Annotated in this window: 20 protein-coding genes; 7 read left to right on the top strand and 13 right to left on the bottom strand. The window is 41.7% G+C overall.

Annotated elements, in window-relative coordinates; all coding sequences use genetic code 11:
• Positions 1–247: 247 nt before the first annotated feature.
• Positions 248–2,422, bottom strand: a complete 2,175-nt coding sequence (locus BIZ38_RS04555; protein ID WP_222938003.1) for a malate synthase G — start codon at positions 2,420–2,422, stop codon at positions 248–250.
• 230 nt (positions 2,423–2,652) lie between these two features.
• Between BIZ38_RS04555 and BIZ38_RS04550 the strand changes: the two genes are divergently transcribed.
• A complete protein-coding gene (locus BIZ38_RS04550) occupies positions 2,653–4,254 on the top strand; it encodes an isocitrate lyase (protein ID WP_187489686.1) in 1,602 nt (533 codons plus the stop codon).
• Between the two features lie 763 nt (positions 4,255–5,017).
• Here BIZ38_RS04550 and BIZ38_RS04545 read toward each other — a convergent pair.
• Positions 5,018–7,039 (bottom strand): prolyl oligopeptidase family serine peptidase, encoded by a 2,022-nt coding sequence (locus BIZ38_RS04545; RefSeq protein WP_187489685.1) that lies wholly within the window; start codon positions 7,037–7,039, stop codon positions 5,018–5,020.
• Positions 7,040–7,201: 162 nt separating this feature from the next.
• Here BIZ38_RS04545 and BIZ38_RS04540 point away from each other — a divergent pair, with 162 nt between their 5' ends.
• On the top strand, positions 7,202–7,579 hold the full coding sequence (locus BIZ38_RS04540) for a VOC family protein (protein WP_054553384.1): 378 nt from the start codon (positions 7,202–7,204) through the stop codon (positions 7,577–7,579).
• A 175-nt stretch (positions 7,580–7,754) separates the two neighbouring features.
• Here BIZ38_RS04540 and BIZ38_RS04535 read toward each other — a convergent pair whose 3' ends face one another.
• Genes BIZ38_RS04535 through BIZ38_RS04520 form a run of 4 tightly spaced genes read right to left on the bottom strand, consistent with a single transcriptional unit; the run spans position 7,755 to position 11,355 of the window.
• Positions 7,755–8,561 carry a hypothetical protein gene (locus BIZ38_RS04535; protein ID WP_187489684.1) on the bottom strand — a complete coding sequence of 269 codons (807 nt, stop codon included), beginning with the start codon at positions 8,559–8,561 and terminating at the stop codon, positions 7,755–7,757.
• A complete protein-coding gene (locus BIZ38_RS04530; RefSeq protein WP_187489683.1) occupies positions 8,554–9,363 on the bottom strand; it encodes a hypothetical protein in 810 nt (269 codons plus the stop codon). The genes BIZ38_RS04535 and BIZ38_RS04530 overlap by 8 nt, the downstream gene beginning before the upstream one ends.
• A complete protein-coding gene (locus BIZ38_RS04525) occupies positions 9,356–10,165 on the bottom strand; it encodes a hypothetical protein (protein WP_187489682.1) in 810 nt (269 codons plus the stop codon). Before BIZ38_RS04525 ends, BIZ38_RS04530 begins: the two co-directional genes overlap by 8 nt.
• On the bottom strand, positions 10,162–11,355 hold the full coding sequence (locus BIZ38_RS04520) for a hypothetical protein (RefSeq protein WP_187489681.1): 1,194 nt from the start codon (positions 11,353–11,355) through the stop codon (positions 10,162–10,164). Before BIZ38_RS04520 ends, BIZ38_RS04525 begins: the two co-directional genes overlap by 4 nt.
• 380 nt (positions 11,356–11,735) lie before the next feature.
• Between BIZ38_RS04520 and BIZ38_RS04515 the strand changes: the two genes are divergently transcribed.
• Together BIZ38_RS04515 and BIZ38_RS04510 are read left to right on the top strand one after the other, a co-directional pair.
• Positions 11,736–11,996 (top strand): hypothetical protein, encoded by a 261-nt coding sequence (locus BIZ38_RS04515; protein WP_138600123.1) that lies wholly within the window; start codon positions 11,736–11,738, stop codon positions 11,994–11,996.
• Positions 11,997–12,192: 196 nt separating this feature from the next.
• Positions 12,193–13,173: a WD40 repeat domain-containing protein gene (locus BIZ38_RS04510; RefSeq protein WP_138619028.1), complete on the top strand. Its 981-nt coding sequence runs from the start codon at positions 12,193–12,195 to the stop codon at positions 13,171–13,173.
• A 49-nt stretch (positions 13,174–13,222) separates the two neighbouring features.
• Here BIZ38_RS04510 and BIZ38_RS04505 read toward each other — a convergent pair whose 3' ends face one another.
• From BIZ38_RS04505 to BIZ38_RS04485, 5 genes are read right to left on the bottom strand one after another with little or no spacing between them, the layout of a single operon-like run.
• The gene (locus BIZ38_RS04505; protein WP_138619026.1) at positions 13,223–14,080 is read right to left on the bottom strand and encodes an aminotransferase class IV; all 858 of its coding nucleotides are present in this window, start codon (positions 14,078–14,080) and stop codon (positions 13,223–13,225) included.
• Between the two features lie 2 nt (positions 14,081–14,082).
• Positions 14,083–14,946: a glutamate cyclase domain-containing protein gene (locus BIZ38_RS04500; protein ID WP_187489680.1), complete on the bottom strand. Its 864-nt coding sequence runs from the start codon at positions 14,944–14,946 to the stop codon at positions 14,083–14,085.
• Positions 14,931–15,662 carry a 5-oxoprolinase subunit PxpA gene (locus BIZ38_RS04495; RefSeq protein WP_138619034.1) on the bottom strand — a complete coding sequence of 244 codons (732 nt, stop codon included), beginning with the start codon at positions 15,660–15,662 and terminating at the stop codon, positions 14,931–14,933. Before BIZ38_RS04495 ends, BIZ38_RS04500 begins: the two co-directional genes overlap by 16 nt.
• A gap of 6 nt (positions 15,663–15,668) precedes the next feature.
• Entirely contained in the window at positions 15,669–16,466 is a 798-nt protein-coding gene (locus tag BIZ38_RS04490) for a putative hydro-lyase (protein ID WP_138619022.1), read from the bottom strand.
• Between the two features lie 46 nt (positions 16,467–16,512).
• Positions 16,513–18,321, bottom strand: a complete 1,809-nt coding sequence (locus BIZ38_RS04485) for a glycoside hydrolase family 3 protein (protein WP_187489679.1) — start codon at positions 18,319–18,321, stop codon at positions 16,513–16,515.
• 350 nt (positions 18,322–18,671) lie between these two features.
• Between BIZ38_RS04485 and BIZ38_RS04480 the strand changes: the two genes are divergently transcribed.
• Positions 18,672–21,545, top strand: a complete 2,874-nt coding sequence (locus BIZ38_RS04480) for an FAD-binding and (Fe-S)-binding domain-containing protein (RefSeq protein WP_187489678.1) — start codon at positions 18,672–18,674, stop codon at positions 21,543–21,545.
• Between the two features lie 50 nt (positions 21,546–21,595).
• Here the strand turns inward: BIZ38_RS04480 and BIZ38_RS04475 are convergent, their stop codons facing one another.
• Positions 21,596–22,783, bottom strand: coding sequence for an acyltransferase family protein (locus BIZ38_RS04475; RefSeq protein ID WP_187489677.1), 1,188 nt, complete (start codon positions 22,781–22,783; stop codon positions 21,596–21,598).
• Positions 22,784–22,978: 195 nt separating this feature from the next.
• Between BIZ38_RS04475 and BIZ38_RS04470 the strand changes: the two genes are divergently transcribed.
• Both BIZ38_RS04470 and BIZ38_RS04465 read left to right on the top strand, forming a co-directional pair.
• Positions 22,979–24,604, top strand: a complete 1,626-nt coding sequence (locus BIZ38_RS04470; protein ID WP_294409394.1) for a sensor domain-containing diguanylate cyclase — start codon at positions 22,979–22,981, stop codon at positions 24,602–24,604.
• Positions 24,605–24,656: 52 nt separating this feature from the next.
• Complete coding sequence (locus BIZ38_RS04465; protein WP_187489675.1) at positions 24,657–25,358, top strand: M15 family metallopeptidase; 702 nt, start codon at positions 24,657–24,659, stop codon at positions 25,356–25,358.
• A 255-nt stretch (positions 25,359–25,613) separates the two neighbouring features.
• Here BIZ38_RS04465 and BIZ38_RS04460 read toward each other — a convergent pair whose 3' ends face one another.
• Entirely contained in the window at positions 25,614–26,108 is a 495-nt protein-coding gene (locus BIZ38_RS04460) for a hypothetical protein (RefSeq protein WP_187489674.1), read from the bottom strand.
• Positions 26,109–26,156 lie beyond the last annotated feature (48 nt).

Raw genomic sequence — 26,156 nt, 5'->3', positions numbered from 1 at the left:
AGTTTATACCAATACGCTTAATTTAGTGGTCTATTTTGAGGCAATAAAACCTCGTTGATAACAAGGCAAAAGTTTCGTTATTTAGTTGTTCTAAATCAGAAATTTTTAACGCAGGTAGCGACAGGTTTAATCCCTCAAAATAATTAAGTATTATTGCGGATTGGTATCAGTTGATATTAGCAAAAAAAAAGCAGCCCTAGGGCTGCTATGAACGACACATGAAACTCGAAGGGGAGTTGTGTAGTGGCTAATTTAACGACTTATACTTTATACGGAACGCATGCAATAATGGTTCAGTATAGCCACTAGGTTGTTTAATTCCCTCTAATACAAGGGCTAATGCAGCTTGATAAGCAACACTTTGTGCTAAAGTTTCGGCTGAATCAGCCATATTATTGTAGGCCGGATCACCTTCATTTTGACCATCAACAACTTTCGCCATACGTGCCATGGTTTTTCTAATTTGCTCTTCAGAACAAACGCCATGATACAGCCAGTTGGCCATGTGCTGGCTTGAAATACGCAGTGTGGCACGGTCTTCCATTAAACCGACATGGTTGATGTCTGGTACTTTTGAGCAACCAATACCTTGGTCAATCCAACGCACAACATAACCTAAAATACCCTGAGCGTTGTTATCAAGTTCGGCTTGAATATCTTCTTTGCTTAAGCTGCTGGCATCTTTCATAAGCGGCGGAGTGAGTAAGCTGGTAAGGCTTGCTTCTTTGCGGTCCATAAGTGCTTTTTGGCAGGCAAATACATCAATATCATGATAATGCATGGCATGCAGTGTTGCAGCAGTAGGAGAGGGCACCCACGCGGTATTTGCACCACTTTTCGGGTGACCACTTTTTTGTTCCATCATTAACGCCATTTTATCTGGCATTGGCCACATACCCTTACCAATCTGTGCTTTACCACTAAGGCCAGTTGCAAGACCAATATCTACGTTGCGATCTTCGTATGCGCTGATCCAAGGTTCAAGCTTAATAGCGCCTTTTGGCAGTACTACACCTGCTTGCATTGAAGTATGAATTTCGTCACCAGTGCGGTCTAAGAAGCCGGTATTGATGAATACAACACGCTTTTTAGCTTCGAAAATACAGGCTTTTAAGTTAGCTGAAGTACGACGCTCTTCATCCATAATACCCATTTTAATGGTGTTTGTAGGCAAGCCTAACAGCTGCTCAACGCGGGTAAACAGGGTATTAGTGAAGGCAACTTCTTCTGGACCATGCATTTTTGGCTTAACAATATTAATACTATTAGCCGTTGAATTTTTAAGGCTACCTGTACCTTTTAAGTCATGAAGTGCAGCGGTGCTAGTGATAATGGCATCCATAATGCCTTCAAACACGTCATTGCCTTCACTATCTTGGATAGCTGGATTAGTCATTAAGTGGCCAACATTACGCACAAACATCATGCTGCGGCCTTTTAGCGTGATTGTTTCGCCATTGACACCTTGATATTGGCGATCTTCTGCTAAACGGCGTTCAATGGTTTTACCTTCTTTGTTAAATGCTTCTACTAGGTTTCCTTGCATTAAACCAAGCCAGTTTTGATAGACGTTTACTTTGTCTTCGGCATCAACGGCAGCAACGGAATCTTCACAGTCCATAATCGTTGTAAGGGCTGCTTCTAGTAGTACATCTTTAAGGCCTGCTTTATCTGCTTGGCCTATTGGGTGATGATGGTCTATTTGTAGCTCAATATGTAAGCCATTATTTTTCAATAAGATAGCGCTTGGATTTTGCGCTTCACCTTGGTAACCAATAAGTTGTTCAGGGTTTGCTAGGCGAACCTGACTACTATCACGTAATGTGATTAAAAGCTCATTATTAACCACTGCATAGCTGGTGCTTTCGATGTGTGAGCCGTTTGCTAAAGGCAGTGCTTTATCCAGAAACTGGCGAGCATAAGCCATGACTTTAAAGCCACGCACAGGGTTGTATGTAGAGCCTTTCTCAGCGCCGTCGTCTTCACTTAATACATCTGTGCCGTATAGCGCATCATACAGTGAGCCCCAGCGCGCATTTGCGGCGTTTAAGGCAAAGCGTGCATTACTCACTGGCACAACAAGCTGCGGCCCTGCAGTGCTTGCGATTTCAGGCTCTACTTGCTCTGTTTCTATGCTGAAGCTAGCTGGCTCAGGAACGAGGTAGCCTATGTCTTCAAGGAATGCTTGATAGTTAGCCGCATCCCATACCGGCTGCTGTTTATGGTAGTCATCAATCTTTGCTTGTAGTTGTTCGCGTTTTTCTAAAAGCGCACGATTGATAGGTGTTAGTTCGTTGACGATATCAGCAAAACCTTGCCAAAAAGTGTCTGTGCTAATGCCTGTTCCTGGTAAAAGTTGCTGTTCAACAAACTGTGCAAGTTGTTGAGCAACGCTTAAACCGTTAAGTGAGAGAGTGGTCATAATAATGTCCTTTAAACGAGCTTAAATTGATCATTCATGGCTCAACCATATCGTAAAAAAGGCTAATAAGCAGGTTATTTGTCATTCACTAAAAATATAGTGGCAATAACAACTATAAATTTACTAAATCCCAAAAATCCGCCTAATGTTGAATTAAGCGCTACGAAGCAAACGCCAAGTAGCCACTCTCACTAACAAAAAATAGATAACCCGTTCGAAGGATTTTTATTATGACAACATATCAACGCGAAACCGATAACTTAGCTACCTTATGTCAAACACAAGGCAAAACGTGGCAGTCAATCAACCCAGAATACGCTAGCCGTATGCGCTTACAAAACCGTTTTCGTACGGGTCTAGACATTGCTCAATATACTGCAGACATTATGCGTGCAGATATGGCAGCTTATGATGCTGATCACAGCCAATACACACAATCATTAGGTTGTTGGCATGGTTTTACTGCACAGCAAATGATGATGGCAATTAAACGTCATAATAAAACAACTAAACGCAGCTATGTATACCTAAGTGGCTGGATGGTTGCGGCACTTCGCTCTGAGTTTGGTCCATTACCTGACCAAAGTATGCATGAAAAAACGTCTGTTCCAGCGCTAATCGAAGAAATCTACACTTTCTTAAAGCAAGCTGATGCACGTGAGCTCGACCACCTTTACAAAGACCTAGACGAAGCGAAAGCAAACGGCGGTGACGTTCAAGCAGTGCTAAATAAAATCGATAACTTCGAAAGCCATGTTGTGCCAATTATTGCTGATATCGATGCGGGTTTCGGTAACGAAGAAGCAACTTACCTACTTGCTAAAAAGATGATTGAAGCGGGTGCATGTGCTATCCAAATCGAGAACCAAGTATCTGACGCAAAACAATGTGGTCACCAAGCTGGTAAAGTAACTGTACCGCATGAAGATTTCTTAGCAAAAATTAACGCAGTTCGTTACGCATTCTTAGAGCTTGGCATTGATAACGGTATTATTGTTGCTCGCACAGACTCATTAGGTGCAAGTCTTACTCAAAAAGTGCCAGTATCTAAAACTCCTGGCGACCTTGCTAGCCAATACACGTCGTTCCTTGAAACAACACCAGTAAACAATGTAGATGACTTAAACGAAGGCGACACTGCAATGAAGCTGAATGGTCAGCTTTGCAAACCAACACGTTTAGATAATGGTTTATACCAGTTCCGTGAAGGTACAGAGAAAGACCGCGTAGTTCTTGATTGTGTAACTAGCTTACAATCAGGCGCAGACTTACTGTGGATTGAAACAGAAAAGCCAAACGTTAAACAAATCGCTGAGCTTGTAAACCGCGTTAAAGAGCAAGTACCAAATGCTAAGCTGGTATACAACAACTCACCGTCGTTCAACTGGACACTTAAATTCCGTGAGCAAGTATATGCTGAGTGGCAAGAACAAGGTAAAGACCTATCTGCTTACCCAAGCATCGATGACAATAAAGCATTAATGGCGCCAGAAATGGATGACACAGAGCTTGCTGCGGCAGCAGATGTACTTGTACAAAACTTCCAAAAAGATGGTGCACGTGAAGCGGGTATCTTCCATCACCTAATCACGCTACCAACTTACCATACAGCGGCGCTAAGCACTGATATTCTATCAGAAGGCTATTTCGGCGACCTAGGAATGCTGGCGTATGTTCGCGACGTACAACGTCAAGAAATCCGCCGTGAGCAAGCATCAGTGAAACACCAAGACCTAGCAGGTTCTAACATTGGTGATACTCATAAAGAGTACTTCTCTGGTGAAAATGCGCTTAAAGCCGGTGGTGAAGCAAATACCATGAACCAGTTCTAACCAAGTTGTAATGTAGTTTCCTTTATAGCTATTCAATAATGTTGTTAGGGGCTTTCGGGCCCTTTTTCACATTTTAGCCGTCAGCTTTCAGCCGTCAGCCATCAGACTCGCATTTCTCACCTCGCATCTCGTATCTCGTATCTCGTATCTCGTAGTTCGGATCACTCTTTAACCAAGTCTTGGATCAGCCATTTACTAGCTTTATAAAAATACAGATCACGCATTTACCAGCGTTAGAATTTTAGATCAGTATTTAACTACCTCCGCCTCATGAACCTTAATTTAGGGCTTATTGGCAGAGCACAGCCTCTAGAATGGCTAAAATTAGGTCATATAAACGGCAATTTAATGCTGTTTTGTAAAATCTTGCGATTTACAAACCGATTTTTTATTAACTCACTCAAGCCATAAACCGATTTTTTACCAACTCAATACCCTCACAAACCAAAATTTTACTAACTGAAGCTAGGTTTTTAGCGGCACAAACCGATTTTTTACTAACTCAAGTTACTGATTTTGGCTATAAACCGATTTTTTACTAACTGCTTTTGGATTAATGTCCGATATTTGAGAAATGTATGTAAGGAGTTACTCATATTTTGACTGTAAAGGGGGTTTACAGAAAAGAGAGCTGTCAGCTTTCAGCCGTCAGCTATCAGATTGAAATTCAAAAGTTAGAAAATAGCAGCGGGTTTATCCCGCGTTATGGTTTATATATGGCGCGGCATAAAGCCGCACCTAAACTATTGCTCGCAACCCGCAACTACTTACTATGTTTATCAAACCACCATTGAATATAGGCGACTTTGGTCATCAGGTTTGATGGGCGCGCGGTAATACCATGTGAGGCATTAGGAATACGCACCATCGCTGTATCAACGCCTTGAAGCTTTAACGCTTGGTAAAATTGCTCGGTTTCAGAAATCGGCGTGCGATAGTCTGATTCACCAGTTAACAGCATAGTGGGTGTTTTTACATTGCCCACATAGCTAATTGGAGAGCGCTTCATATAATGCTCAATGTTGTCCCATGGTTTACCTGGGAACCAATAGTCAGCAAAGAAAGGGTAGAAATCAGCAGTTAGTACAAAGCTGATCCAATTGATAACAGGTTTAGCAACAACAGCGGCTGCAAAGCGGTCTGTATGACCTACAATCCATGCAGTTAAAACACCGCCACCTGAACCGCCGGTGACAAACAACTTACTCTCATCAATAAAGCCCTTATTGATGACAGCATCAACACCTGTCATTAAGTCATCAAAGTCATTACTTGGGTAGTTATGATGAATTGTTTGCGCGAATTCTTTACCGTATGAGTCACTGCCGCGTGGGTTCATATACAGCACAACATTCCCTTTGGCTGCGTATAATTGTACTTCAGGGCTAAAGTGAGGGCCGTAGTTTGCAACAGGACCGCCGTGGATCTCTAAAACAAGTGGATACTTTTTGTTTTTATCAAAGCCCGGCGGGTAAGCAATCCAACCTTGAATAGCCAAGCCATCGTGGCTTGATTTAACCCAAATTTCTTCAACCTTAGCTAGCTCTTTGTCGCCCAGCGCATCTTCGTTTAATTGTGTTAAACGCGCCGTTTTACCACGCTTAATTAATGCTACATCAGCTGGACGCTGGGTATCTGCAAGTGTGAATGCAACTTCACCATCTTCGCTCACATCAAAGTCACCACCTGAATATGGGCGACCAAAGGCGACACTACCAATCTGTGAGGTAATCACCTTATGTTTACCACTACGCGGCTGATAAGCTAGGTGTGTTTTACCTTCACTATCGTAGCTAAAATAAAGGCCTCTGCCGCTATCATCCCATTTAATATCTTCGACACTACGGTCTAAATCAGCAGTGAGTACCGAGGTTTTACCTGATTTTAAATCAAGTAAATAAATGTCGTTATTTTCATAGTTAGTTTTTTTGTCGTCGTAACCTGTGTATGCTAGATAACGACCATTTGGCGAGACTTTAGGGCGTGAATCTGGGCCTTTACGGTCTGTTATTTGGGTAATTGAACGATCCGCTAAGCTAAGTTTATAGATTTCAGATTCAGTTGGGTGTAATTCATTGTCTTCATAGCGATTAGCCGAAAAATAAAACGCATCGCCTTGTTCGTTAAAGCTAATAGCACCACCATGATCAAAATCACCAGAACTCAATTGACGTGCATTGCCGCCCGTTGCACTGATGATAAAAAAGTGACGATAACCTTTTTCAGAGTAGCCACCGCCATCGGCACGGTAATAGGTATCGTCAATATATTTAGCTGGCTCAGCCCACTTAGCGCCTTCTGGCTTGCCCGGTAAAGACACTGGGCTTGCTGATTTTGCTGGCACAAACTGACTAAACACTAATTGTTTACCATCTGGCGTCCAAGTTAATCCGCCAGGGCTTTGCGTTAGGTTACTAATTTTTGCTACGTTACCGGTTTTTAACCATTTTACATAGATTTGGCTGCTACCATCTCGGGTAGAAATAAACGCTAAACGAGTTTCATCTGGTGACAACACCGGAGAGTAATCCATATGCACGCCAGATGTTAGCGGTAGCATGGTTTTACCATCTGGGTTTACTGACCAAATATTACTGACTTTACGGTCGCTTTTGATATCCATGCGATTACGCACAAAGTAAATTGTATCGCCATTTTTTGTCATTTCTATTTGGTTGGCGTATTCAAGATCAAAAACATTTTCAAGTTGAAAGGTATTGCTAGCTCCTGCATGGCTGTAAAAGCTGGCTGCTGCAAGCAGTGCTAAAGACGTTTTAAACTTCATTTTATTTCCTTGTTAGTGAGCAGAAATTAGGGCGTGTTAACCTGTTATAAAGTAACAACCATCAGAAATATAGTCCATTGCGATGAATGGAGAAATCAATAGACAGATGGTCATTTCCCTTTTATGTTGAGTACAGACACTTTTAAACGTAAGGAGCACACAATGATAGGTTACACCATGTTAGGCACTAACAACCTAGCTAAAGCAGTAAAGTATTACGATGAATTGTTCGCCACTTTAAACGCCGAGCGCTTTTTAGAAACTGACCGCTTTGTCGCATGGAGCACTGGTCAAGATAAGCCCGGTTTTGCTATTACCAAACCTTATAACGATGAAAAAGCCACAGTAGGTAACGGCACTATGATTGCTCTGGCAGTCGAAACCCCCGCCCAAGTAGATGCCTTTTATAAAAAAGCCATAGAACTAGGTGGCACAGACGAAGGCGCCCCCGGTCCACGTGAAATGCCCGGCTTTTATGCGGGATACTTTAGAGACTTAGACGGTAATAAACTTAATGTGTTCTGTTTTACGCATGGGTGAGGGGAGTGAGCGAGGGAAAGTGAGCTGTAAGCTTTCAGCCGTCAGCTATCAGATTGAAAGTTAACAGGCGCTAGGCTCTAGGAAACAGGGCCTAGCTTATGTAGTCGAGATTCTATATCGCAGATTAGATTAAGCTATTTGCAGCCTCTTTGAAGCATTTGAAAAGATGGAAATTTTAAACATACCTTGAATTATCAGCAATCAAGTTATCATGCTCAGCGGGTATGTCATTGAGCTTAATTGATTCCATAATCCGTTGTTGCGACGCAAGGGCATGTTTTGACCACTTTTTGTGTTTATCAGAGCGGTCAACGCGGTGGTTAAACTTCACCTCTAAAAAAGCATGTTCACTGAGTGGTAAGCAGTAGTAGTCTTGGTGAGAGCGATCATTATCTCTTATTTCTTGATAAAAAACCCAAGTTAGTTGATCGATAACTATGTCTTTTGCTGCAGGTAGTGGCGGGTAGCCATAAATTTCCACTCGTTCTAGTATCTCCTTTTTTAATGCATCTCCTATCCAAGGGTTCGCTCTTTTACTAGATTCTAAAGTGGTATCATTCTCGATTTCAGTATTTCTACCCTCAGGTCCCCAATGAAAAACATCGTATTCATTAATCACAAAATGCTTTAACTGTTCAGTATCTTGAACATTGATATTCTGGGTTTGTTTTATACGTAACTGGCAACTAAGCATGCCATATTCGCTGCTTGGCAGATAACTCACTGGCGGAAGATACATCCAGTTCTTTGTAAGCATATGAACATATTCATGCTGTAAATAATTTTTCTTCTGCTGATTAAACCAACTTGTTGAGCTATAAGGAAATGACACATCGACTGGTTTACTTACAGCAGCAACATGGCTTTTTGGTATATCCACTATAAGTAACTTATCTTCTAAAATAAGGCGGTGGTGTACACAATTATCAAAGTTAGGGCCACCAATAAAGCCGCGTATAAATGCTTTAAGTAATTTAACCATGCTTCTCATCGTTATCTGTTATCAAGTTATCGTGCTCAGTGGGTATGTCGCTGAGCTTAATTGATTCCATAATCCGTTGTTGCGATGCAAGAGCATGTTCTGACCACTTTTTGTGTTTATCTGAGCGGTCAACACGGTGGTTAAATTTCACCTCTAAAAATGTATGCTCACTGAGTGGTAAGCAATAGTAGTCTTGGTGAGAGCGATCATTATCTCTTATTTCTTGATAAAAAACCCAAGTTAGCTGATTGAGAACTATTTCTTTTGCAGGAGGGAGAGGAGGATAACCATGCAATTTTATATACTCTTTGATTTCTTCGTTTATTTCAGCTTCTGTCCAATCGACTGAACTTTTAGCCCTTCTAGCTTTGACTTCTTTGGTAATACTAACGTTTCGCCCCTCATGTCCCCAATGAAATCTATCGTATTCATCAATCACAAAATGCTTCAACTGATCAATATCAAGTACTTTTATCTTATTTGTTTGTTTAATGCGTAGTTGGCAACTAAGCATGCCATACTCACTACTTAGTAAATAGCTAACAGGTGGTAAATACATCCAGTTTTCAGTGAGCATATGTACATATTCATGATATAGATATATTTTTTTATTATGCTCAAACCAACTTTCTGAGTTGTAAGGGAATGAGACATCAATTGTTGAAGGGACTGCAGCAACATTACTGTCTGGCACATCTAGCGTTAGCAATTTATCTTCTAAAATAAGTCGGTGGTGTACACAATTATCAAAGTTAGGGCCACCAATAAAGCCGCGTATAAATGCTCTAAGTAATTTAACCATGCTTCTCAGCGTTATCTGTTATTAAATTATCATGCTCAGCGGGTATGTCATTGAGCTTAATTGTTTCCATAATCCGTTGTTGGGATGCTAAGGCATGTTTTGACCACTTTTTATGTTTATCAGAGCGGTCAACACGATGGTTAAACTTCACCTCTAGAAATGCATGCTCACTGAGTGGTAAGCAATAGTAGTCTTGGTGGGAGCGGCTATTACTTCTTTTGATTTGATAAAATACCCAAGTAAGTTTATTGATGATTACCTCTTTTGCAGGAGGTATTGGGGGTTTGCCGTAAACTTCGATACGCCCCTCAATTTCTTCTTTCAAAGCCTCATCATCCCAAGGGTTAGCTCTCTTAGATGATTCAACTGTGGTATCATTTTTTATTTCTGTGTTAACACCACTCGGCCCCCAGTGAAAGGTATCATATTCATTAATCACAAAATGTTTTAATTGCTCGGGATCTAAAACGTTTATCTTATCGGTTTGCTTTATGCGTAGTTGGCAGCTGAGCATGCCATATTCGCTGCTTGGTAAATAATTTAATGGCGGGAGGTACATCCAAAGCTCTATGAGCATATGAACAAATTCATGCTGGAAATCATCTTCTTTGTTTTGTTCAAACCAGCTTCTTGAGTTGTAAGGAAAAGAGATATCAATTGTCGAGGTTGCTGCAGCAACGTTACTGTCTGGTATATCTAGCGTAAGCAACTTATCTTCTAAAATAAGGCGGTGGTGTACACAATTATCAAAGTTAGGGCCACCTATAAAGCCACGGTAAAATGCTTTAGCTAGTTTAATCATAATCTTGCATCCGTTATAGGTAGGGTTTTTATAAACTTTCTAACAATATCAGCTTTATCGTTATAGCCTAACATTTGTAGCTGATCGGCATAGGTTACTAAACCTAAAAAAGGTAGCGTATGTGGGCTAGCACCTGCGTCTTCACCAGTTACAAGACCCCTAAACTTCATAGAGCGAACAAAACTACTTGCCGATAAATCATTACGTCCAGCTAGGTTAGGCACTAAGTCATATGGATTGTTACGTATTGCAACTACTTTTAAGCCAGTGCTGTTAGCTATGCGTTTCAAGCGCTCTATATTAGAGCCTGATCCATGAACAGCTAATTGCTGGCTTGTAAGTGGTTTACCGTAATAAATACGGTAGTGCTCAAGGGCGGCACAAAAGATAATGGCCCCCTGACTGTGGGCAAGCCATTTAACCTGTTTACCTTGTTGGCTATTTTGCGCAAGAACCGCTGCTAAATGCTGCGCATTGTGTGACTTTGTCCCTAACCGTTTATCAAATGCACACTCTACTAAATCAAGTTTGACACGATCCGTTGGGTTATGGAACAAGGTATATGCTTTAATGCCATCTCCTTCATAGGCACTATCTAAGTGGGTGCCCATTAACCAAGCCGCTTTAGTCAGTTCATTCAACATGCCGTTAACTGCAGCATGTTCAGTATTGATTCGCGTTGTCGGAATTATTTTCTCTTGGTCCCATGCCTCTCGGACTTTATCTAATTCTTTCTTATTCATAGCTTTATCATAGCTATGGCTGCTCCGTCTTTTCACCTCGTATAACATAGTACGTTCAGCAGAAAATGTTTCTTTAGAGCCGTATAATTGTTTATCAAATAAGATGTCTTCTAGGTTTATAAAACCATTTTTTAGTGAATACTCAATCAAAAAATGATAATTGCGAAACGGGTATTTAGTCCGCCATAAGCGTCTTAACGGATTACGACTATGTTTGATTGAGTTTTGCGCATTAGGGTTGGCACATATTTGCATAATATCAGCGCAAACCATTTTTATATCATAGTCATTCAGTTGGGATAGCATCGCCAGTGCTTGGCAAGTAAATTTTACTTTACGGAAAGGAAAATCAGCGGGTAGTTTAACACCAAAATCGCGACAGCTAAGGGCGTCAAGTGGAATAACAGAGTTAGCATTGATAGTTTTATTAAGTTTTGACCAAGACATATTGCTTCCTTGTAATGTTGTCTGTACCTAAAATGATAAAGAAAACATTTAGCAATCGCAAAGTAATTTCAACTTTTTGTAATATTTGATTATTAGTTCATATGTTTGTTCATAGTTAAGGGTTATCCATTTTTGCAGCGAATTGGAAGGGGGTTGTTCGGCGTTAAAGCACCCTCAACCTCGTCCCTCGCACCTAAAAAACACTCATCACTCCAAAGTAGTATTTATTTTAGTAAATAGTTGTCTTTTTCACTATTTATTGGTGAAAATATCAACTATGCTTTTGTGTGAATAATCCATTTTATTGATTTATATGAGGTTACATTGTTGGTTCGATAATTGCTCCAGTCTTTTTACCAACACTTTTAAAGGAAATAAAAATGAAAAATACACTAACGCTTACCCTTCTTGCTGTACTGCTTTTGGTTCTGTATTCACAGTTCACAGAATTAGCCTATAAATTTGGTTTTGCTGAGCTCAAACTAAATGCGGTTTTGGAAAACAGTGAACATATGAAAGTAAAGTGTGATGCATACTCACTAGGCTTTTTTGATGAAATAAAACTTCAAAATAAATTTCAAAAATGCATCAACGATTATGAAGCCAAAGGCTACGAAATCGTGAGCAGAACAGACCAATAATCGTTTCTTGTAGGCGCCATGCTTGCATGGCGCGCCGCTGCACCGCACAGCTGCCAGCGCTTCGCGCGAAATAAATTTCACGCCTACAAAAACTGATGGCTGACGGCTGAAAGCTGACAGCTAGTTCCCCTACCAACTTCCGCTTATTTTCATTACACTGCCTCTATACAAAATAATTATAAAATTGAGAATAATCATGACGTCGAAACTGTTTAAACCTCTTGCTTGTGTATTTGCACTAAGCCTTGTGGGCTGTGGTGGAGGTGAGGTGTTTACTGCCCCTGCTAGTAGTGAGTTTGCCCATGGCAATGAGTTACTAAGTGCCACGGCACTAACCGAGGATGCTAGTCACGCGTTAGTGGCAACCCAATCTGAGGTGTGCGTTTGGGATAATCAGTTAAAAGCGCGTCTATACGATTGTATAACAGGGCAGGGCGCTGAACATGTTGAGCTTGTGGGTTTTAGCGCTAACAAATCTCGTTTTTTCATTTCAAATCGATTATCGGTGACTTTATACGATACTCGCACTGGGCGTAGCATTGGTACTTGGCTCACCGGGCAAGAAATCGCCAGAGACATCGCTATTTCAGCCGTAGGCGATACGTTGGTTATCGCTTATCGTAGCGGCAAGGCTGAGGTAATAAATACCCGTACAGGTGATACTAAGCGTTTTGATATTCATCGTTTAGATATTAATAGCGTGGCGTTATCGGCTGATGGTCAGTGGGCGTTTACCGGCTCGAGCGACAAGTACGTAAAGCTTTGGTCAACGAGCGATGGCAGCACTCGTTTTGAAGAGCGTTTAGCGACCAGAGTGAATCACGTTACTTTAAATAAAACAGCAAGCTTGGGCTTTGCAATTGACTCGGTTGATGATCGTGTATTCTTTGATTTAGCCAAGAAAAAAGAACTATCAGAAGTGGCCTCATACTCTAACTTTATTGAATTCACCGCATCGCAATTTATTAATCAAGATAAATGGCTATTAACGGGCTCGCCAAAAATGAAGATGCGTTTATATCGCGTTGCAGATGGTGAACTAATCGCTGAATACGAAGCTAAACAACAGCGCCAGCGAACGTCGGTTCTGAGTGTGGCTTACGATGGTAAGCAACTATATTCAGAAACCAGTGACGGCCTCTTGCAAGCTTGGCCTTATAAAGCAAATAAAAGCTAAAACAAAAACGCCTACTTGCAGTAGGCGTTTGTTTTTGAGTGCGATTAAATTAGTAATCAAACTTATGCTTGGTAAACAAGCTTTGCACTTGTTGCCAAACTGCACCAGGCTTACCATCGCCAACTAACTTGCCATTTACTTTTACAACTGGGCCAACTTCTTTAGTGGCGCTGGTGATCCATACTTCGTCGGCATCAAGTAACTCGTCTTTACTAATAATGCGCTCTTGCACTTTAAAGTTACTGTAACTGTGAAGAATATTGAGGATTAACCAGCGGGTGATCCCCGGTAAAATTTGGTTATCAAGTGGTGGCGTGCCGATCACACCATCTTTTACTATAAACACATTACTTGAACTTGCTTCGGTAATTTCTTCTAAGCGGTTAAATAGAATGGTTTCTTTGTTGCCCGCTGCTGCACCGTGCTGGAAATGGATCACGTTGCCAAGCAGTGCCGTTGATTTAATATGGCAACGTTGCCAGCGACGGTCTTGCTCAAGTGATACGGTGTAAGTTGTTGCATTGTCGATATCGCTTTTTGGCTCTGCCGGAATTTCAAACGCAAACGCGAATACGGTCGGGGTAATATTAGTTGGGTAGCCGTGGGCTCGTTTAGTGTCGGCGCCGCGGCTAACGTGCAAATAAATCCCTAGATTATCACCTTGGTTTTTCTCGCATAAATCATTACAGATTTTACGCCACCTATCGGCACTGTAATCGAGCTTAATTTCAAGTTCGTTTAAACCGTTATTCATACGCTCAATATGTGCGCCAAAGCCAAGCATTTTGCCTTGGTATGATGGGATCACTTCATAGATGCCATCGCCAAATAAGAAGCCGCGATCCATGGGTGAAATCTTTGCTTCATCAGCGCCAAGGTATTCACCGTTTAGGTATACCGTGCCCATTGTTAAACCTCATTCTCTGTCGTAAAGCCGCCAAGTTGGCGAAGCCGAGTTATTAATTGTTGACCATGCATTGCATGCAGGCCGTCTTCGGTGAGCTCATTTTTATGGGTGACGCCATCGACACTACCGCGCTCACTTAGGTAATGTAAAATGTTGAGTGGCTCAATATCAGCCAACAAATCAGTGTTATGCCAGCGACTTAAAAAGGCAATGAGTCCGTATGCTGCCCAGTTAGATACATCGGCGAGTAACAGCTCATCACAGGTTGTTAAACAAGGAGTGATGTTTAGCGCTTGCATATGCTGTGCAAGGTTACCCATGCCTATTTCGTTACCGCCATCACCAATCGCTATGGTGGGGCAAGGTGCTTCTGTCACAAAAAAATCAAAGCAGCCGCAATGCTCCGAAATATCAATACCGCGCATATTATAATAACGCTGATGCTCGTTAAGCCCCGGGCGTTCTATTGATAAAACACACTCAGGTTTTAGCTGCGCAAGGGCTTTAATGCTAAAAGTGTGTGCATTATCAATGCTATTTATAGGTAGCTCAAAACAGTTAAAGTCATTTTTCAGGGCTCTGTAAAGGGGGTTGCCAGTAACCAAAATAGGCTGTTTACCAAGCTTTTCGAGTACCTTGTAAAGTGCAATTGCACCAACCGGACCATCAGTCTCGAAGGTATTGTTGACCGCAAAGCCCGTACCTATCAACACAGTACCTTGTACTTTATAAAGGTATTTTGCTGCGCGTAAATACGTACCCGTTAGTTGTTTTGCGTATAAATGCTGCATACCACGTGGGTTTTGTTCAACCATCATGGTTTCAATGTGTTGGCTGAGCGCAGCGTCGCTTAGGCTTGCTGACATAGTGCTTTGATCTCTTGAATGAGTGCAATACCCGCTTCATTATCGCCATGTACACACAGGCTATCGGCATTAAGTGCCAGCTGCTGACCACTTCGCGTTGTAACTGTGCCATGTGCAACTAACTGTTTTACCTGTGCCATTAGCGCCGCTTTGTCGTGTACGCTGCCCGCTAAAGAACGTGCAACAAGTTTACCTTCGTCTGTGTATTGACGGTCGGCAAAGGCTTCTAAAATGAGTTCTAGTTGCAGATCGTTGGCTTGTACTTTGTGTTTGGCAGCTTGGTTGGTAGCTAAAATCATTAATTTTAATGGTTTTGCATAACTTGCCACTGCGCGCATGACAATATTCAGCGTTTGCTCGTCACTCATCATGTCGTTATACAGTGCGCCATGTGGCTTAACGTATTCGAGCGTTAAACCATGTACTGCAGCCATACCGTCAATTGCAGCAATTTGATAATGCAGGCAATTGGTCAGCTCTTTTTCGCTCATAACCATTGAGCGGCGACCAAAACCTTGCTTATCTGGGTAACTTGGGTGCGCGCCAACCATTACTTTGTGCTGCTTGGCTAGGGCTAGGGTGTTTGCCATCACATCGGCATCGCCAGCATGAAAGCCACAAGCAATATTTGCCATATCAATATGTGGCATAACTTGCTCATCTAAGCCCATTTTCCACATGCCATAGCTTTCACCAAGGTCGCAGTTTAATTTCATCGTCATTTATAACGCTGCCATTTTACTATTTGGAATATCAGTGATCAGCATGTGTCCTGGACTATGCGTGATACAAAAATCAGGAGCCGCGTTGGCAATCGCGACTTGTGGAGTAACACCACAGGCCCAAAATACCGGTACTTCGCCTTCTTTAATGGTCACCGCATCACCAAACTCAGGTTTGTTAATATCTTTAATGCCAATTGCAGCAGGGTCGCCAAAATGCACTGGCGCACCATGTACACTTGGAAAGCGGCTGCAAATTTGGATAGCGCGAATGGCATCGGCAGGTTTCATCGGGCGCATGCTTACAACCATATTGGCGTGAAAAATCCCTGCACTTTGGCAAGCCATATTGGTCACATACATAGGCACATTTTTTTGTTCGCTGATGTTTCTGATCTCAAGACCCGCGGCAATCAGCGCTTCTTCAAATGAGAACGAGCAACCAATTAAAAAGGTGACTAAATCGTCGCGCCAGTGACTGGTAATATCGGTTACTTCTTCAACCATTTGGCCATGTTTGAAGACGCGGTAACGAGGTAAATCGCTACGAATATCAATGTCTTCACCAACACTTGGCATATCGGCAACGCCCGGTAAGCGACTAGAGGCAATAATTGGGCACGATTTTGGGTTTGCTTGACTAAACTGCAAAAAATCAAACGCGTACTGTTTGGGTAAAATGACTAAATTAGCCTGCACAAAGCCCGGTGCAAAGCCCGATGTATTACCACTGTAATCTCCTGCGCGAACCATTTTTCGTATAGCTGCGGGAGTGGTTAATGATGCATTTTTTTGCATATACCGATCCTTACCAAATGCTTAACTGATAGTTTTACAATAACACTCAGTTCAGATCATTAATAGTAACGGGTAGCTGTCCTTTTGCAGGAGCTTTTCCTAGTAATACTTTTGCCAGTGCTGTGAAAGCTGGCCCTGCAATTTTCTCATCAGTATCTACATCAATATTGTAAGCATAAGTAGCAAGTACAGCGTCGCTAAATTTCCCGAATTGGGCAATATCGTAAGGGGCACGTAAGCTTACAAATATAGTCTTCTTATGGGCTAATTTTGCTTGTTTTAGCAATGACTCTAATGCCGCAGATTGGTCGGCTTTAGCAATTGCAAACTCCGGGTTGTCAGCTAAGTCATCCATCCCACCGACTTCAACAGCACTTTGTTTTGGTGACGCATTGGCGGCAATGATTATATCCGCTTCGTTAATTTCTTTTAATGTTGCAAGCGGCTCATAACCTTGCAAACTTGTGCAGCTAAAGCTGATTAACTTATCGGTGTTGTCAATTAACGCCTGCTGCAAAGCATAGCATTTGCGGGTGTCTGGCATAATAATATGCACTTTGCTGTTCGATTTAATGCTAAGCGGTAAGGTGTTTTTCTCGTTTTTCACTTCAGTGATAGCAGCTAATGCTAATTCGGCTTCTACTTTTCTATGGCTTTGATCACCGAGTAAAAGCTGCGCTTTTTTGATGGCTGCTTTGTCATCAAGCAACGAAGTGAGCTTAAACTTTTCTTTAAGTTTTAAAATGCGTGTAGCAGAAGCACTCATTTCGTTGGCATTTAACGTGCCGCGTTGTACTTCTTGTTCTAATCGCTCAATCAGGGCTTCAAGCACAGCTAAGTCTTTAGGGCTTCTGATTTCGATTGGCATCAGGGCAATATCAACACCCGCTGCAAAGGTATTTACGACCGCTTCAATTGGTTCAAAAAAGTGGCTGATCCCCGCCATATCAAGAGCATCTGTGATCACCACACCTTGATAACCAAGTTCGTCACGTAATAAGTCGGTGATGATTTTGCGCGACATCGTTGCAGGCTTGATCATGGTTTTGCCTTCTTTACTGACAAACGTGCTGTCGTCGAGGGCGGGGTATTGGATATGTGCAGTCATGATCATACCCGGTTGTTGGTTTTTAATAATTTCTTTAAAAGGTGGTAAGTCTTGCTGCCAAATGGTTTCTTTATCATGCATTACTTTTGGCAGGCCTGTGTGGCTATCTACATTGGTATCGCCATGCCCCGGAAAGTGCTTTAATGATGAAATAACGCCGTTGTTTTCAAACCCAGCTACTTGGGCACCACCTAGTTTTGCCACCAATTGCGGATCTTCACCGTAAGAGCGCACGTTAATAACGGGGTTATCTGGGTTCATGTTTACATCAACCGTGGGTGCATAGTTAACATTAACACCCAGTGCTAATAGCTCGTCGGCAATAATGCGGGCAGACTCAGTCGCGAAGTGGGTACCATGTTCTTTATAGGTCGCGCCAATCGACATGTTACCGGTAAACGATGTACCTACATCACGAGGAATACGGGCAACTCGGCCGCCCTCTTGGTCTATCGAAATAAACAGCGGTAAGCCTAACTCTGACTTAGCGGCGGCTTTTTGTAGGTCATTGTTAAGTTTGATCACTTGCGGCACAGTATCGATATTTTCTGCAAATAAGATCACCCCACCAATGTTATGTTTAGTGATGATATTTGCTAAATCGGCCGGCAGTTCTGTCACCGGTGTACGGCATTTTTGCTCACCCGGGTCTTGCTCGCAGTAATAACGTAGGTCAAGCATGAGCTTTTGCCCTAACTGTTGTTTTAAAGTTAATGCAGACTCAGCAAATGATGATTGTAATGGCATGAAACATCCTAATCCGATAACCAGTGACGATAGTGCAAACTTATTTAACACAGCAAGCTCCAAAGCAAAACGCTTATTTAGTTTTTAGAATAAATTATTCTTGATGTTAATGGGTTTTTAAATATAAATACAGTATTTTTTTGCTACCCTAGCGGTTTTTGAGTCCGACTGCAAAAAGCTAAGTTAGATCACCAAATAGGGCTAATAAGCTCAAGTAACCAAACCTTTATACTGATGAAAAGCGTGGCAAGTTGATAATTTATCAATTTAATGGGTCGCTTTTTAGTACAATTTAAAGTAATAATATATTCCATAATCATCAGCGTAAATATGACAAGCCTGGGGGCGAGATGGCTTTTACTCGATTGCACGCATTTAAACAGCAAATTAAACCTTTTTTACCAGAGTCTGCATTAATAGAAGATTACTCGCGCCGTTATGCGTACGGGACTGACGCTAGCTTTTATCGATTAATCCCTGAGTTAATTGTATTAGTGAGCAATCAAAATCAAGCACGGCAAGTGATCATTACTGCCAACGAGCTACAGGTTCCCATTACTTTTCGCGCCGCTGGCACGAGTTTATCTGGGCAAGCAATTACCGATTCGGTATTAGTTTTATTGTGCGATAGTTGGAGCAAGTTTGAGATTATTGATGACGCCGAGGCAATCCGTTTACAACCGGCGATCATTGGTGCTCGAGTAAATCAAGTATTAGCCCCGTTTGGTAAAAAAATTGGCCCTGATCCCGCTTCAATTAATAGCTGCAAAATAGCCGGAATGGCGGCAAATAATTCATCGGGCATGTGTTGTGGGGTGGCGCAAAACAGCTATCACACAGTAAAAGATATGACCCTCATTTTTGCCGATGGCACTGTGCTAGATACGGCTGATAGCCAAAGCTGTAATGCCTTTTTACAAAGCCATAGTCTTTGGGTTGATGAGCTAATGAGCCTTGTTGATAGGGTAAAGCAAAACCCCGATTTGAGTGAGCGCATCGCCCATAAATACCGTTTAAAAAATACCACGGGTTATGGTTTAAATGCACTGCTGGATTTTTCTGATCCAATCGAAATCATTAAGCACTTAATTATCGGCTCTGAAGGCACCTTAGCTTTTATCGCCGATATCACTTACCACACCGTGGTTGAGCATAAGTACAAACACACAGGTTTCTTTATTTTTGACGATATCAGCAAGGTGTGTGAGCTGGTACAAAGGCTGAGTGAAGTTGATGTTGCGGCCGTTGAGCTGCTAGATAAACGTGCCCTGATGTCGGTATCTGAACACGCCATAATGCCAAAAGAAGTGGCCAGCTACCCAGAGCAATCAGCGGCACTGTTAATTGAGTTAAGAGCTGAAAATACACAGGCTCTCGATGTGCTCACTAAGGTCACCGAACAACTTCTTGCTGAGTTTAAGCAAAGCCAACTGGCAGCGATTGAGTTTTCAGCAGACAGCGCCCGTAATGCGGCACTTTGGAATATCCGCAAAGGCACCTTTCCTGCTGTTGGCGCAGTGCGCGAAACTGGCACTACTGTGATTATTGAAGATGTTGCCTTTGCTCTTGATAAATTAGCTGAGGGCGTAAATGCGCTGCATCAATTATTTATCAAATATGGTTATGATGAAGCCATTATTTTTGGGCATGCCCTTGCCGGAAATCTGCATTTTGTATTCACCCAAGCTTTCGATACACCAGAGCAAGTAAGCCGATACGAGCAATTTATGGCTGATGTGGCGAACTTAGTGGCGGTTGAACTAAAAGGGTCATTAAAAGCTGAGCATGGTACTGGGCGTAACATGGCACCGTTTGTTGCCACCGAATGGGGAGACGATGGCTTTGCGGTGATGGTTGCGCTTAAAGCATTATTCGATAAACAAAATATTCTTAACCCTGGGGTTATTATAAATCACGACAAAAATGCTCACACTCAGCATTTAAAAGTCATGCCAAAAAGTGATGATATTATCGATACCTGTATTGAATGTGGTTTTTGCGAAGTTGTTTGCCCGTCAAAAGGGCTTAGCTTAACACCGAGGCAGCGTATTACTTTATGGCGACACCGCACCGAGTTACACAATCAATTGCTAACAACCGAAGATTTAGCAAGCAAGCAGAAGTTAAATCAAAAGCTCAGTGTTATCGAGGCCGACTTTAAATACTTAGGTATTGATTCATGCGCGGCAACGGGCCTTTGTGGCCTTAAATGCCCGGTGGGAATAAACACGGGCGAATTTATAAAATCGCTCAGAGCAGAGCAAGCCTCATCGAACAAAGTTGCGCGATCATTATCACGTTTTGCTAGCAAGCATTTTGCGGTTGTTGCTAAGGGTGCACGGTTTGGTTTAACTGTGATGCAGGTGCTCGAAAAAGCAATCGGCAGCAGTAAGCTAAGAAGCCTAAGCAAGCCTGCCAATAAGTTGCTTGGTACACCGCTTTATTACTCGGCATGGCCAAGAGCTGAGCAACCAATTAATAAGCAATTCAAGCAGCTCCAACAAACGAAAAAGTTGGTGTATATGCCAAGCTGCGCCAGCCGGATTTTTGCCCCCGATAAGTTTGCGGATGATAAGCTCCCACTGCTAGATGTTATCTATTCACTCGCAGCTAAAGCAGGCTATGAAGTGCTACTTCCGCAACAAGTAGATTCACTTTGTTGCGGTATGCCATTTGCTAGCAAAGGCTTTAATGAAGAGTCTAAAAATAAAAGTGAGCAGTTACTTACTGAGCTCGAGACGCTTTCAAATAATGGCCAATATCCCATTGTTTTTGATGCCAGCCCTTGTGCACTTACTACTCTTAATGCCGCGAAAAATACAGCACTCACAATTTATGAAAGTGCCGATTTTGCAGCCCAGCATTTACTGCCTAATTTGCAGGTAACCCCCGTGCAAGAGCCGGTGATGCTCCATGTTACTTGTAGTTCTAAGCGATTAGGTAAAGAGCAAAGCCTAGTATCACTTGCCAAGGCATGTAGTAATGAGGTGATTATTCCAGCTGATATTGAGTGTTGTGGTTTTGCAGGTGATAAGGGCTTTAACTTGCCAGAACTCAATGGCAATGCGTTAAAAACCCTTAAACAACAGGTACCAAAGAACTGTAATCGCGGCGTGTCTAATAGCCGTAGTTGCGAAATTGGTTTAACTGAACACAGTGGCATTAGTTATCAGTCAATTTTGTATCTACTCGATAAGCAAAGCCATGCAATAAAACAGGCTTAATTGCTAATTTGATGAGCCAGTTGCTGACTGGCTCATCTATTTTTTAAAGCTTACACTTTCCAAAAAATGCCTTTGCGGTAGCAGCCGTACATCACACCATAAGACACCATTAAAAACAGCAGTGAAAAGCTAAATGAAGCGAGGTGATCATTACTGATCACTAATTGTATTAAGCCATAAATACTGCCTTTTAAACTGCTATCGCCGAGCGGGATCATAATTAATAGCCGTGCAAACACGCCCGCAAACATAAAAAATAATATCGCATTCGCACCAAATACAATAAACGGAGCGCCCCAACTACGCAGCTTATAAATATCTAAAATAGCACTGCACAGTGCATAGAAAATCGCTGCAAGCCCTGAGCTGAATAGCACATAGCTCGGCGTCCATAAGGCTTTATTGATAGGTGTTATTGGTGCAATCGCATAGCCAGCAATAACGGCTAATGTGCCCAGTAAGATAAGTGTACGGGCTTGTTTTTTAAGGTCGGGTTGCTTAGTTAAATAAACCGCAGCCAATATGCCGCTTAGCGCACTTGCAATGGCAGGCAGTGTTGAGAACAGCCCTTCAGGATCAAATGGCAGTGGCTTAGCATTGGCATAATATAGGTGATGACTACCAAGTACGGTATTGTCTATGAAGGCACTTAAGTTATTGCCATGTAACCATAAACCACTCACTACCTCGCCGTTTGGCAAGGTATACGGGATATAAAGCATGGCAGCGCCGTAAAACAATAAAAGAGTGATGCAAGTTATGGCTATTTTCTTAGGTGATAAATAAAGATAACAACACAGAGCTACTAAATAGACCAAACCGATACGTTGCAGCACGCCTAACACGCGCAGCTGCAATAACTTGTCATCAACCCAGCTAAAAGAAGGGTCTCGAAAGTTGTAATAAAACAAAGCTAAAAACCAACCGAGGGCAATGAGTTTAATGGTACGAATAACCCCTGCTTTTAGTATGTGTTGATCACTGACCCCTTTAGCACGCAGGCTATTTACTGAAAGCGTGATAGACATGCCGACGATAAAAATAAAAAACGGAAAAATTAAATCGGTAGGTGTCCAACCATGCCAGTCAGCATGCTTTAAAGGCCAATACATCGCTCCCCAGCTGCCAGGGTTATTCACCAATATCATTGCGGTAATAGTCAAACCGCGCATTACATCTAACGCCATCAGGCGATGTGAAGGGAGTTTATTGATGATCGCAGAACTATGTTTAAACATGAAAAATTTCTATATTTTTTCTTTATTGTAATAAATTATTCCTTTTGGGCAAGTTTATTTGTCAATATAAATTTTGATTTTATTGCATCATCATTGAGCTAAATCAAATTATGACGAAAGTTTTATAGAGGCTGTAGTGATAAATTGCTAGTATAAATGTATTAGATGTACCCGATATGGACATTGGGCTTTGATGTGAGAATTACAGTGCTTAATGGTCTTAAGGCAGGTTTAAATCTGCGCCGCTTAATTTTACTATTAGCGTTTTCGGCAACGCTAATCACCTTTCTAAACAGTTATTACTCGAGCTATCAAGTTCAAAAGCAACAACTAATAGATAAAACGCTTGAAAATCACAAAGCTTACGCAGCTAAACTGGTATCGGCCACCGATAATTTTTTATTGGCGGCGCAGCAGCAACTGGCTTATGTAGGTAAAATTCTTGAAAATGACTTTAATAATCAAGGGTTGATAAATGCTGAAGCAGAACGATTGAGATTACAAACTAACAGTTTTAACTCGACCATTATTGTTAATAAACAAGGCGATATCTTAGGGGTATCACCGCAATCCTTAAAACTTAAAAATCGCAAAGTTGATAGTTTTGGGACTAAAGCTGCGCTTTCTTATCGAACCCCGATGATCAGCGAACCGTATATTTCGATGGCGGGAAATTTGCTGATTTTTATTTCTCAGCCTTTATTTGATAAGCAAGGTGAATTCATTGGCTATGTCGGCGGTACATTATATTTGAAGCGCACAAGCATTCTAAACCAGCTTTTACAAGTTCACTATTATCGCGATGGTTCATATTTATATGTTGTTGATGAGAATCATCGCTTGCTTTATCACCCTGATACAAAAAGGATAGGGGAGCAAGTTTTTGAAAACCCTGTGATCAAGGCTGTTTTGAAAGGGCAAGCCGGAACTGAACTATTAAGTAATAGCAAAGGGGTTGAAATGTTGGCTGGCTTTGCTCCTTTAACTGTTGCTCCTTGGGGAGTCATTGCACAACGACCCCTTGAAGACACATTAGCACCGCTTGATAATTTAATGTGGCAAGTCTTCATAAAAACGGCGCCTGTGGGTGTCATCACTTTAATATTAATTTGGGTATTAGCTAGAAAAATAGCGAGCCCATTGAGGCAACTTGCTGAAACCGCAAATACGCTGGATAAGCCAACCACAACACGCGAGTTAATGCTAATTCGTTCATGGTATTTTGAAAGTAATGAGCTTAGAAAAGCAATGTTAAAGGGAGTTGGTTTATTACACAGTAAAATTGGTTTGTTACGTCAAGAAGCACAGACAGACTCACTAACAGGGTTACACAACCGTAGAAGCTTTGATGCGCAGTTAAGTCATTTTATTGCACAGCGCTGCCCGTTTGCAGTTTTGGCAATCGATATTGATCACTTTAAGCGGGTAAACGACGAATTTGGGCATGATATTGGTGATGTGGTATTGCAGTCGCTTGCTAAAATTTTGTTAGATGTAACTCGTGATAGCGACGTTGTTGCTCGTACTGGTGGAGAAGAATTTATTGTGATCATGCCAAGAGTTGAGGTCAAACGGGCGTATCAGCTTGCAGAACGCTTGCGGATGCGGATATCTGAAAGCTACATTGACCCTGTTGGCTGCATTAATGTATCTATTGGTATATCTGGTTGGCCGATTGAGCAACTGAACATTGATGAAGTACTTAAGCTCGCTGACCAAGCCTTATATCAGGCTAAAAAAACGGGCCGCAATCGTTCTGTAGTTAATGCAAGTTATGGGCAAGATTTCGCAACTATTTCTGAGTCTCCAATCTTGGAATAAGTTATTTAATGTGCAATAGTGAACGTTATTAAGTTATTTATGGAAAACCAAAATGGCATTCACTTTTTTGACTCGTTTAACTAAATCCATTTCCTTGTTAAGTATTGCTGTTATTTTAACAGGCAATGTTTATGCAGACTCAAGCGATGATAAACGTAGCGAATTTGTGGATGTTGGTGCTTTGCTACCTAATGCTGTGTTAGATATTCGTTATTTTGGCCATCATAACTTTGTTGGCAAACCTGTTGATGGTTACAATGCGCCAAAATGTTTATTGCACAACAGTGCTGCTACAGCCCTTAAAAAAGTGCAAGTAGCAGCGCAAGCCCAAGGCCTGAGCTTAAAAATATTTGATTGTTATCGCCCGCAGCTTGCTGTTGATCACTTTGTGCGTTGGGTTAACGATTTAGAAGATACCCGCACTAAAGCTGAGTTTTATCCAAACTTGGGCAAAGACAAACTGCTTGGTGATTACATCGCTGCTAAATCGGGTCACAGCCGTGGTTCAACGATTGATTTAACCTTAGTTGATGCAAAAGGCAATGAGCTCGATATGGGCTCACCATTTGATATGTTCGACACTCTTTCTAACACCGACGACCCACGCATTAGTGCAGAGCAAAAAGCCAATCGATACAAATTAAAAAGCCTGATGACTGAGGCCGGCTTTGCGCCTTATTCAATGGAATGGTGGCATTTTACTTACAAACCGCAAGCATACCCCGCAACCTATTTTGATTTTGTGGTGGAGTAGGTAAAACAGCTTAAAGCTTTCAGCTGTAAGTTTTAAGCCGAAAAGTGTTGTTTTTGAATGTTGAATCAGCTTGATTAAATAGCGTTGAATGTTAGACACGCCATGCAAGCATGACGCCTACGGTTTGATGTAGGCGTGAAACTTGTTTCACGCGTCTGACAGCTCCTTCTAGAACCTAGTATGATGACGCGGGATAAACCCGCTGCTACAGGCTGACAGCTTCTTCACGTTGGGTTTCGCTGCGCTCTACCCAACCTACATCACCTCTTTTACCGGTGAATAATCAACTTTAATTTCAACAATATCGACATTGGCATTTTGTTTAAAAGCGTTTTGCACTTGCAGTAAATCAGTGTCTTTTTCTGCAAGGTAGCGGTAGCTTTTGTTGGTCATTTTTTTCAGCGCATATTGACTGCTAAGCTCTACCGGTAAGCTATTCTCTTTTAGCGTTAAGTAAATTGCACCCGTTGCAATGCCGCGCTCTTGCATTGCGTGATTAAAGACTTCTGTGCCCTTGGTTAAAGTCGGTGCATCAAAGGTAATTTTTTCGCCATTATTACTAAAAGCATTCGTCGATTTTTGTTTATTGATTTCAACTACTTTTTTAACATCTTTTTCTAAACTTTGTTCTTTTTGTGAACTAGCTGTTGGCTGCTGTTCTGTGTCTTGATCAGATATTTCACTTTTTTGACAGCCAGATACTAGTAATAATGATATCATAAGTGCTTGTATTTTAATTGTTTGTTTCATTTTTGATCTGCTTGTTTGTTACTTTTGTTTACAATTAATTCTGTTTTT

It is taken from the genome of Pseudoalteromonas sp. BZK2, from assembly GCF_014349195.1.
In the GTDB taxonomy this organism is placed as follows: domain Bacteria; phylum Pseudomonadota; class Gammaproteobacteria; order Enterobacterales; family Alteromonadaceae; genus Pseudoalteromonas; species Pseudoalteromonas simplex.
The sequence above is the reverse complement of the archived record's forward strand: the minus strand, read 5'-3'. Positions and strand labels throughout refer to the sequence as shown.

What these genes read in the sequence shown, in the direction of transcription:
- BIZ38_RS04520 (WP_187489681.1), bottom strand. Translation starts at nt 11,355, where the DNA reads ATGTCTTGGTCAAAACTTAATAAAACTATCAATGCTAACTCTGTTATT.
- BIZ38_RS04490 (WP_138619022.1), bottom strand. Translation starts at nt 16,466, where the DNA reads ATGCAAAAAAATGCATCATTAACCACTCCCGCAGCTATACGAAAAATG.
- BIZ38_RS04555 (WP_222938003.1), bottom strand. Translation starts at nt 2,422, where the DNA reads ATGACCACTCTCTCACTTAACGGTTTAAGCGTTGCTCAACAACTTGCA.
- BIZ38_RS04485 (WP_187489679.1), bottom strand. Translation starts at nt 18,321, where the DNA reads ATGCCATTACAATCATCATTTGCTGAGTCTGCATTAACTTTAAAACAA.
- BIZ38_RS04480 (WP_187489678.1), top strand. Translation starts at nt 18,672, where the DNA reads ATGGCTTTTACTCGATTGCACGCATTTAAACAGCAAATTAAACCTTTT.
- BIZ38_RS04475 (WP_187489677.1), bottom strand. Translation starts at nt 22,783, where the DNA reads ATGTTTAAACATAGTTCTGCGATCATCAATAAACTCCCTTCACATCGC.
- BIZ38_RS04505 (WP_138619026.1), bottom strand. Translation starts at nt 14,080, where the DNA reads ATGGGCACGGTATACCTAAACGGTGAATACCTTGGCGCTGATGAAGCA.
- BIZ38_RS04525 (WP_187489682.1), bottom strand. Translation starts at nt 10,165, where the DNA reads ATGATTAAACTAGCTAAAGCATTTTACCGTGGCTTTATAGGTGGCCCT.
- BIZ38_RS04530 (WP_187489683.1), bottom strand. Translation starts at nt 9,363, where the DNA reads ATGGTTAAATTACTTAGAGCATTTATACGCGGCTTTATTGGTGGCCCT.
- BIZ38_RS04495 (WP_138619034.1), bottom strand. Translation starts at nt 15,662, where the DNA reads ATGAAATTAAACTGCGACCTTGGTGAAAGCTATGGCATGTGGAAAATG.
- BIZ38_RS04550 (WP_187489686.1), top strand. Translation starts at nt 2,653, where the DNA reads ATGACAACATATCAACGCGAAACCGATAACTTAGCTACCTTATGTCAA.
- BIZ38_RS04535 (WP_187489684.1), bottom strand. Translation starts at nt 8,561, where the DNA reads ATGGTTAAATTACTTAAAGCATTTATACGCGGCTTTATTGGTGGCCCT.
- BIZ38_RS04545 (WP_187489685.1), bottom strand. Translation starts at nt 7,039, where the DNA reads ATGAAGTTTAAAACGTCTTTAGCACTGCTTGCAGCAGCCAGCTTTTAC.
- BIZ38_RS04540 (WP_054553384.1), top strand. Translation starts at nt 7,202, where the DNA reads ATGATAGGTTACACCATGTTAGGCACTAACAACCTAGCTAAAGCAGTA.
- BIZ38_RS04515 (WP_138600123.1), top strand. Translation starts at nt 11,736, where the DNA reads ATGAAAAATACACTAACGCTTACCCTTCTTGCTGTACTGCTTTTGGTT.
- BIZ38_RS04500 (WP_187489680.1), bottom strand. Translation starts at nt 14,946, where the DNA reads ATGTCAGCAAGCCTAAGCGACGCTGCGCTCAGCCAACACATTGAAACC.
- BIZ38_RS04465 (WP_187489675.1), top strand. Translation starts at nt 24,657, where the DNA reads ATGGCATTCACTTTTTTGACTCGTTTAACTAAATCCATTTCCTTGTTA.
- BIZ38_RS04460 (WP_187489674.1), bottom strand. Translation starts at nt 26,108, where the DNA reads ATGAAACAAACAATTAAAATACAAGCACTTATGATATCATTATTACTA.
- BIZ38_RS04510 (WP_138619028.1), top strand. Translation starts at nt 12,193, where the DNA reads ATGACGTCGAAACTGTTTAAACCTCTTGCTTGTGTATTTGCACTAAGC.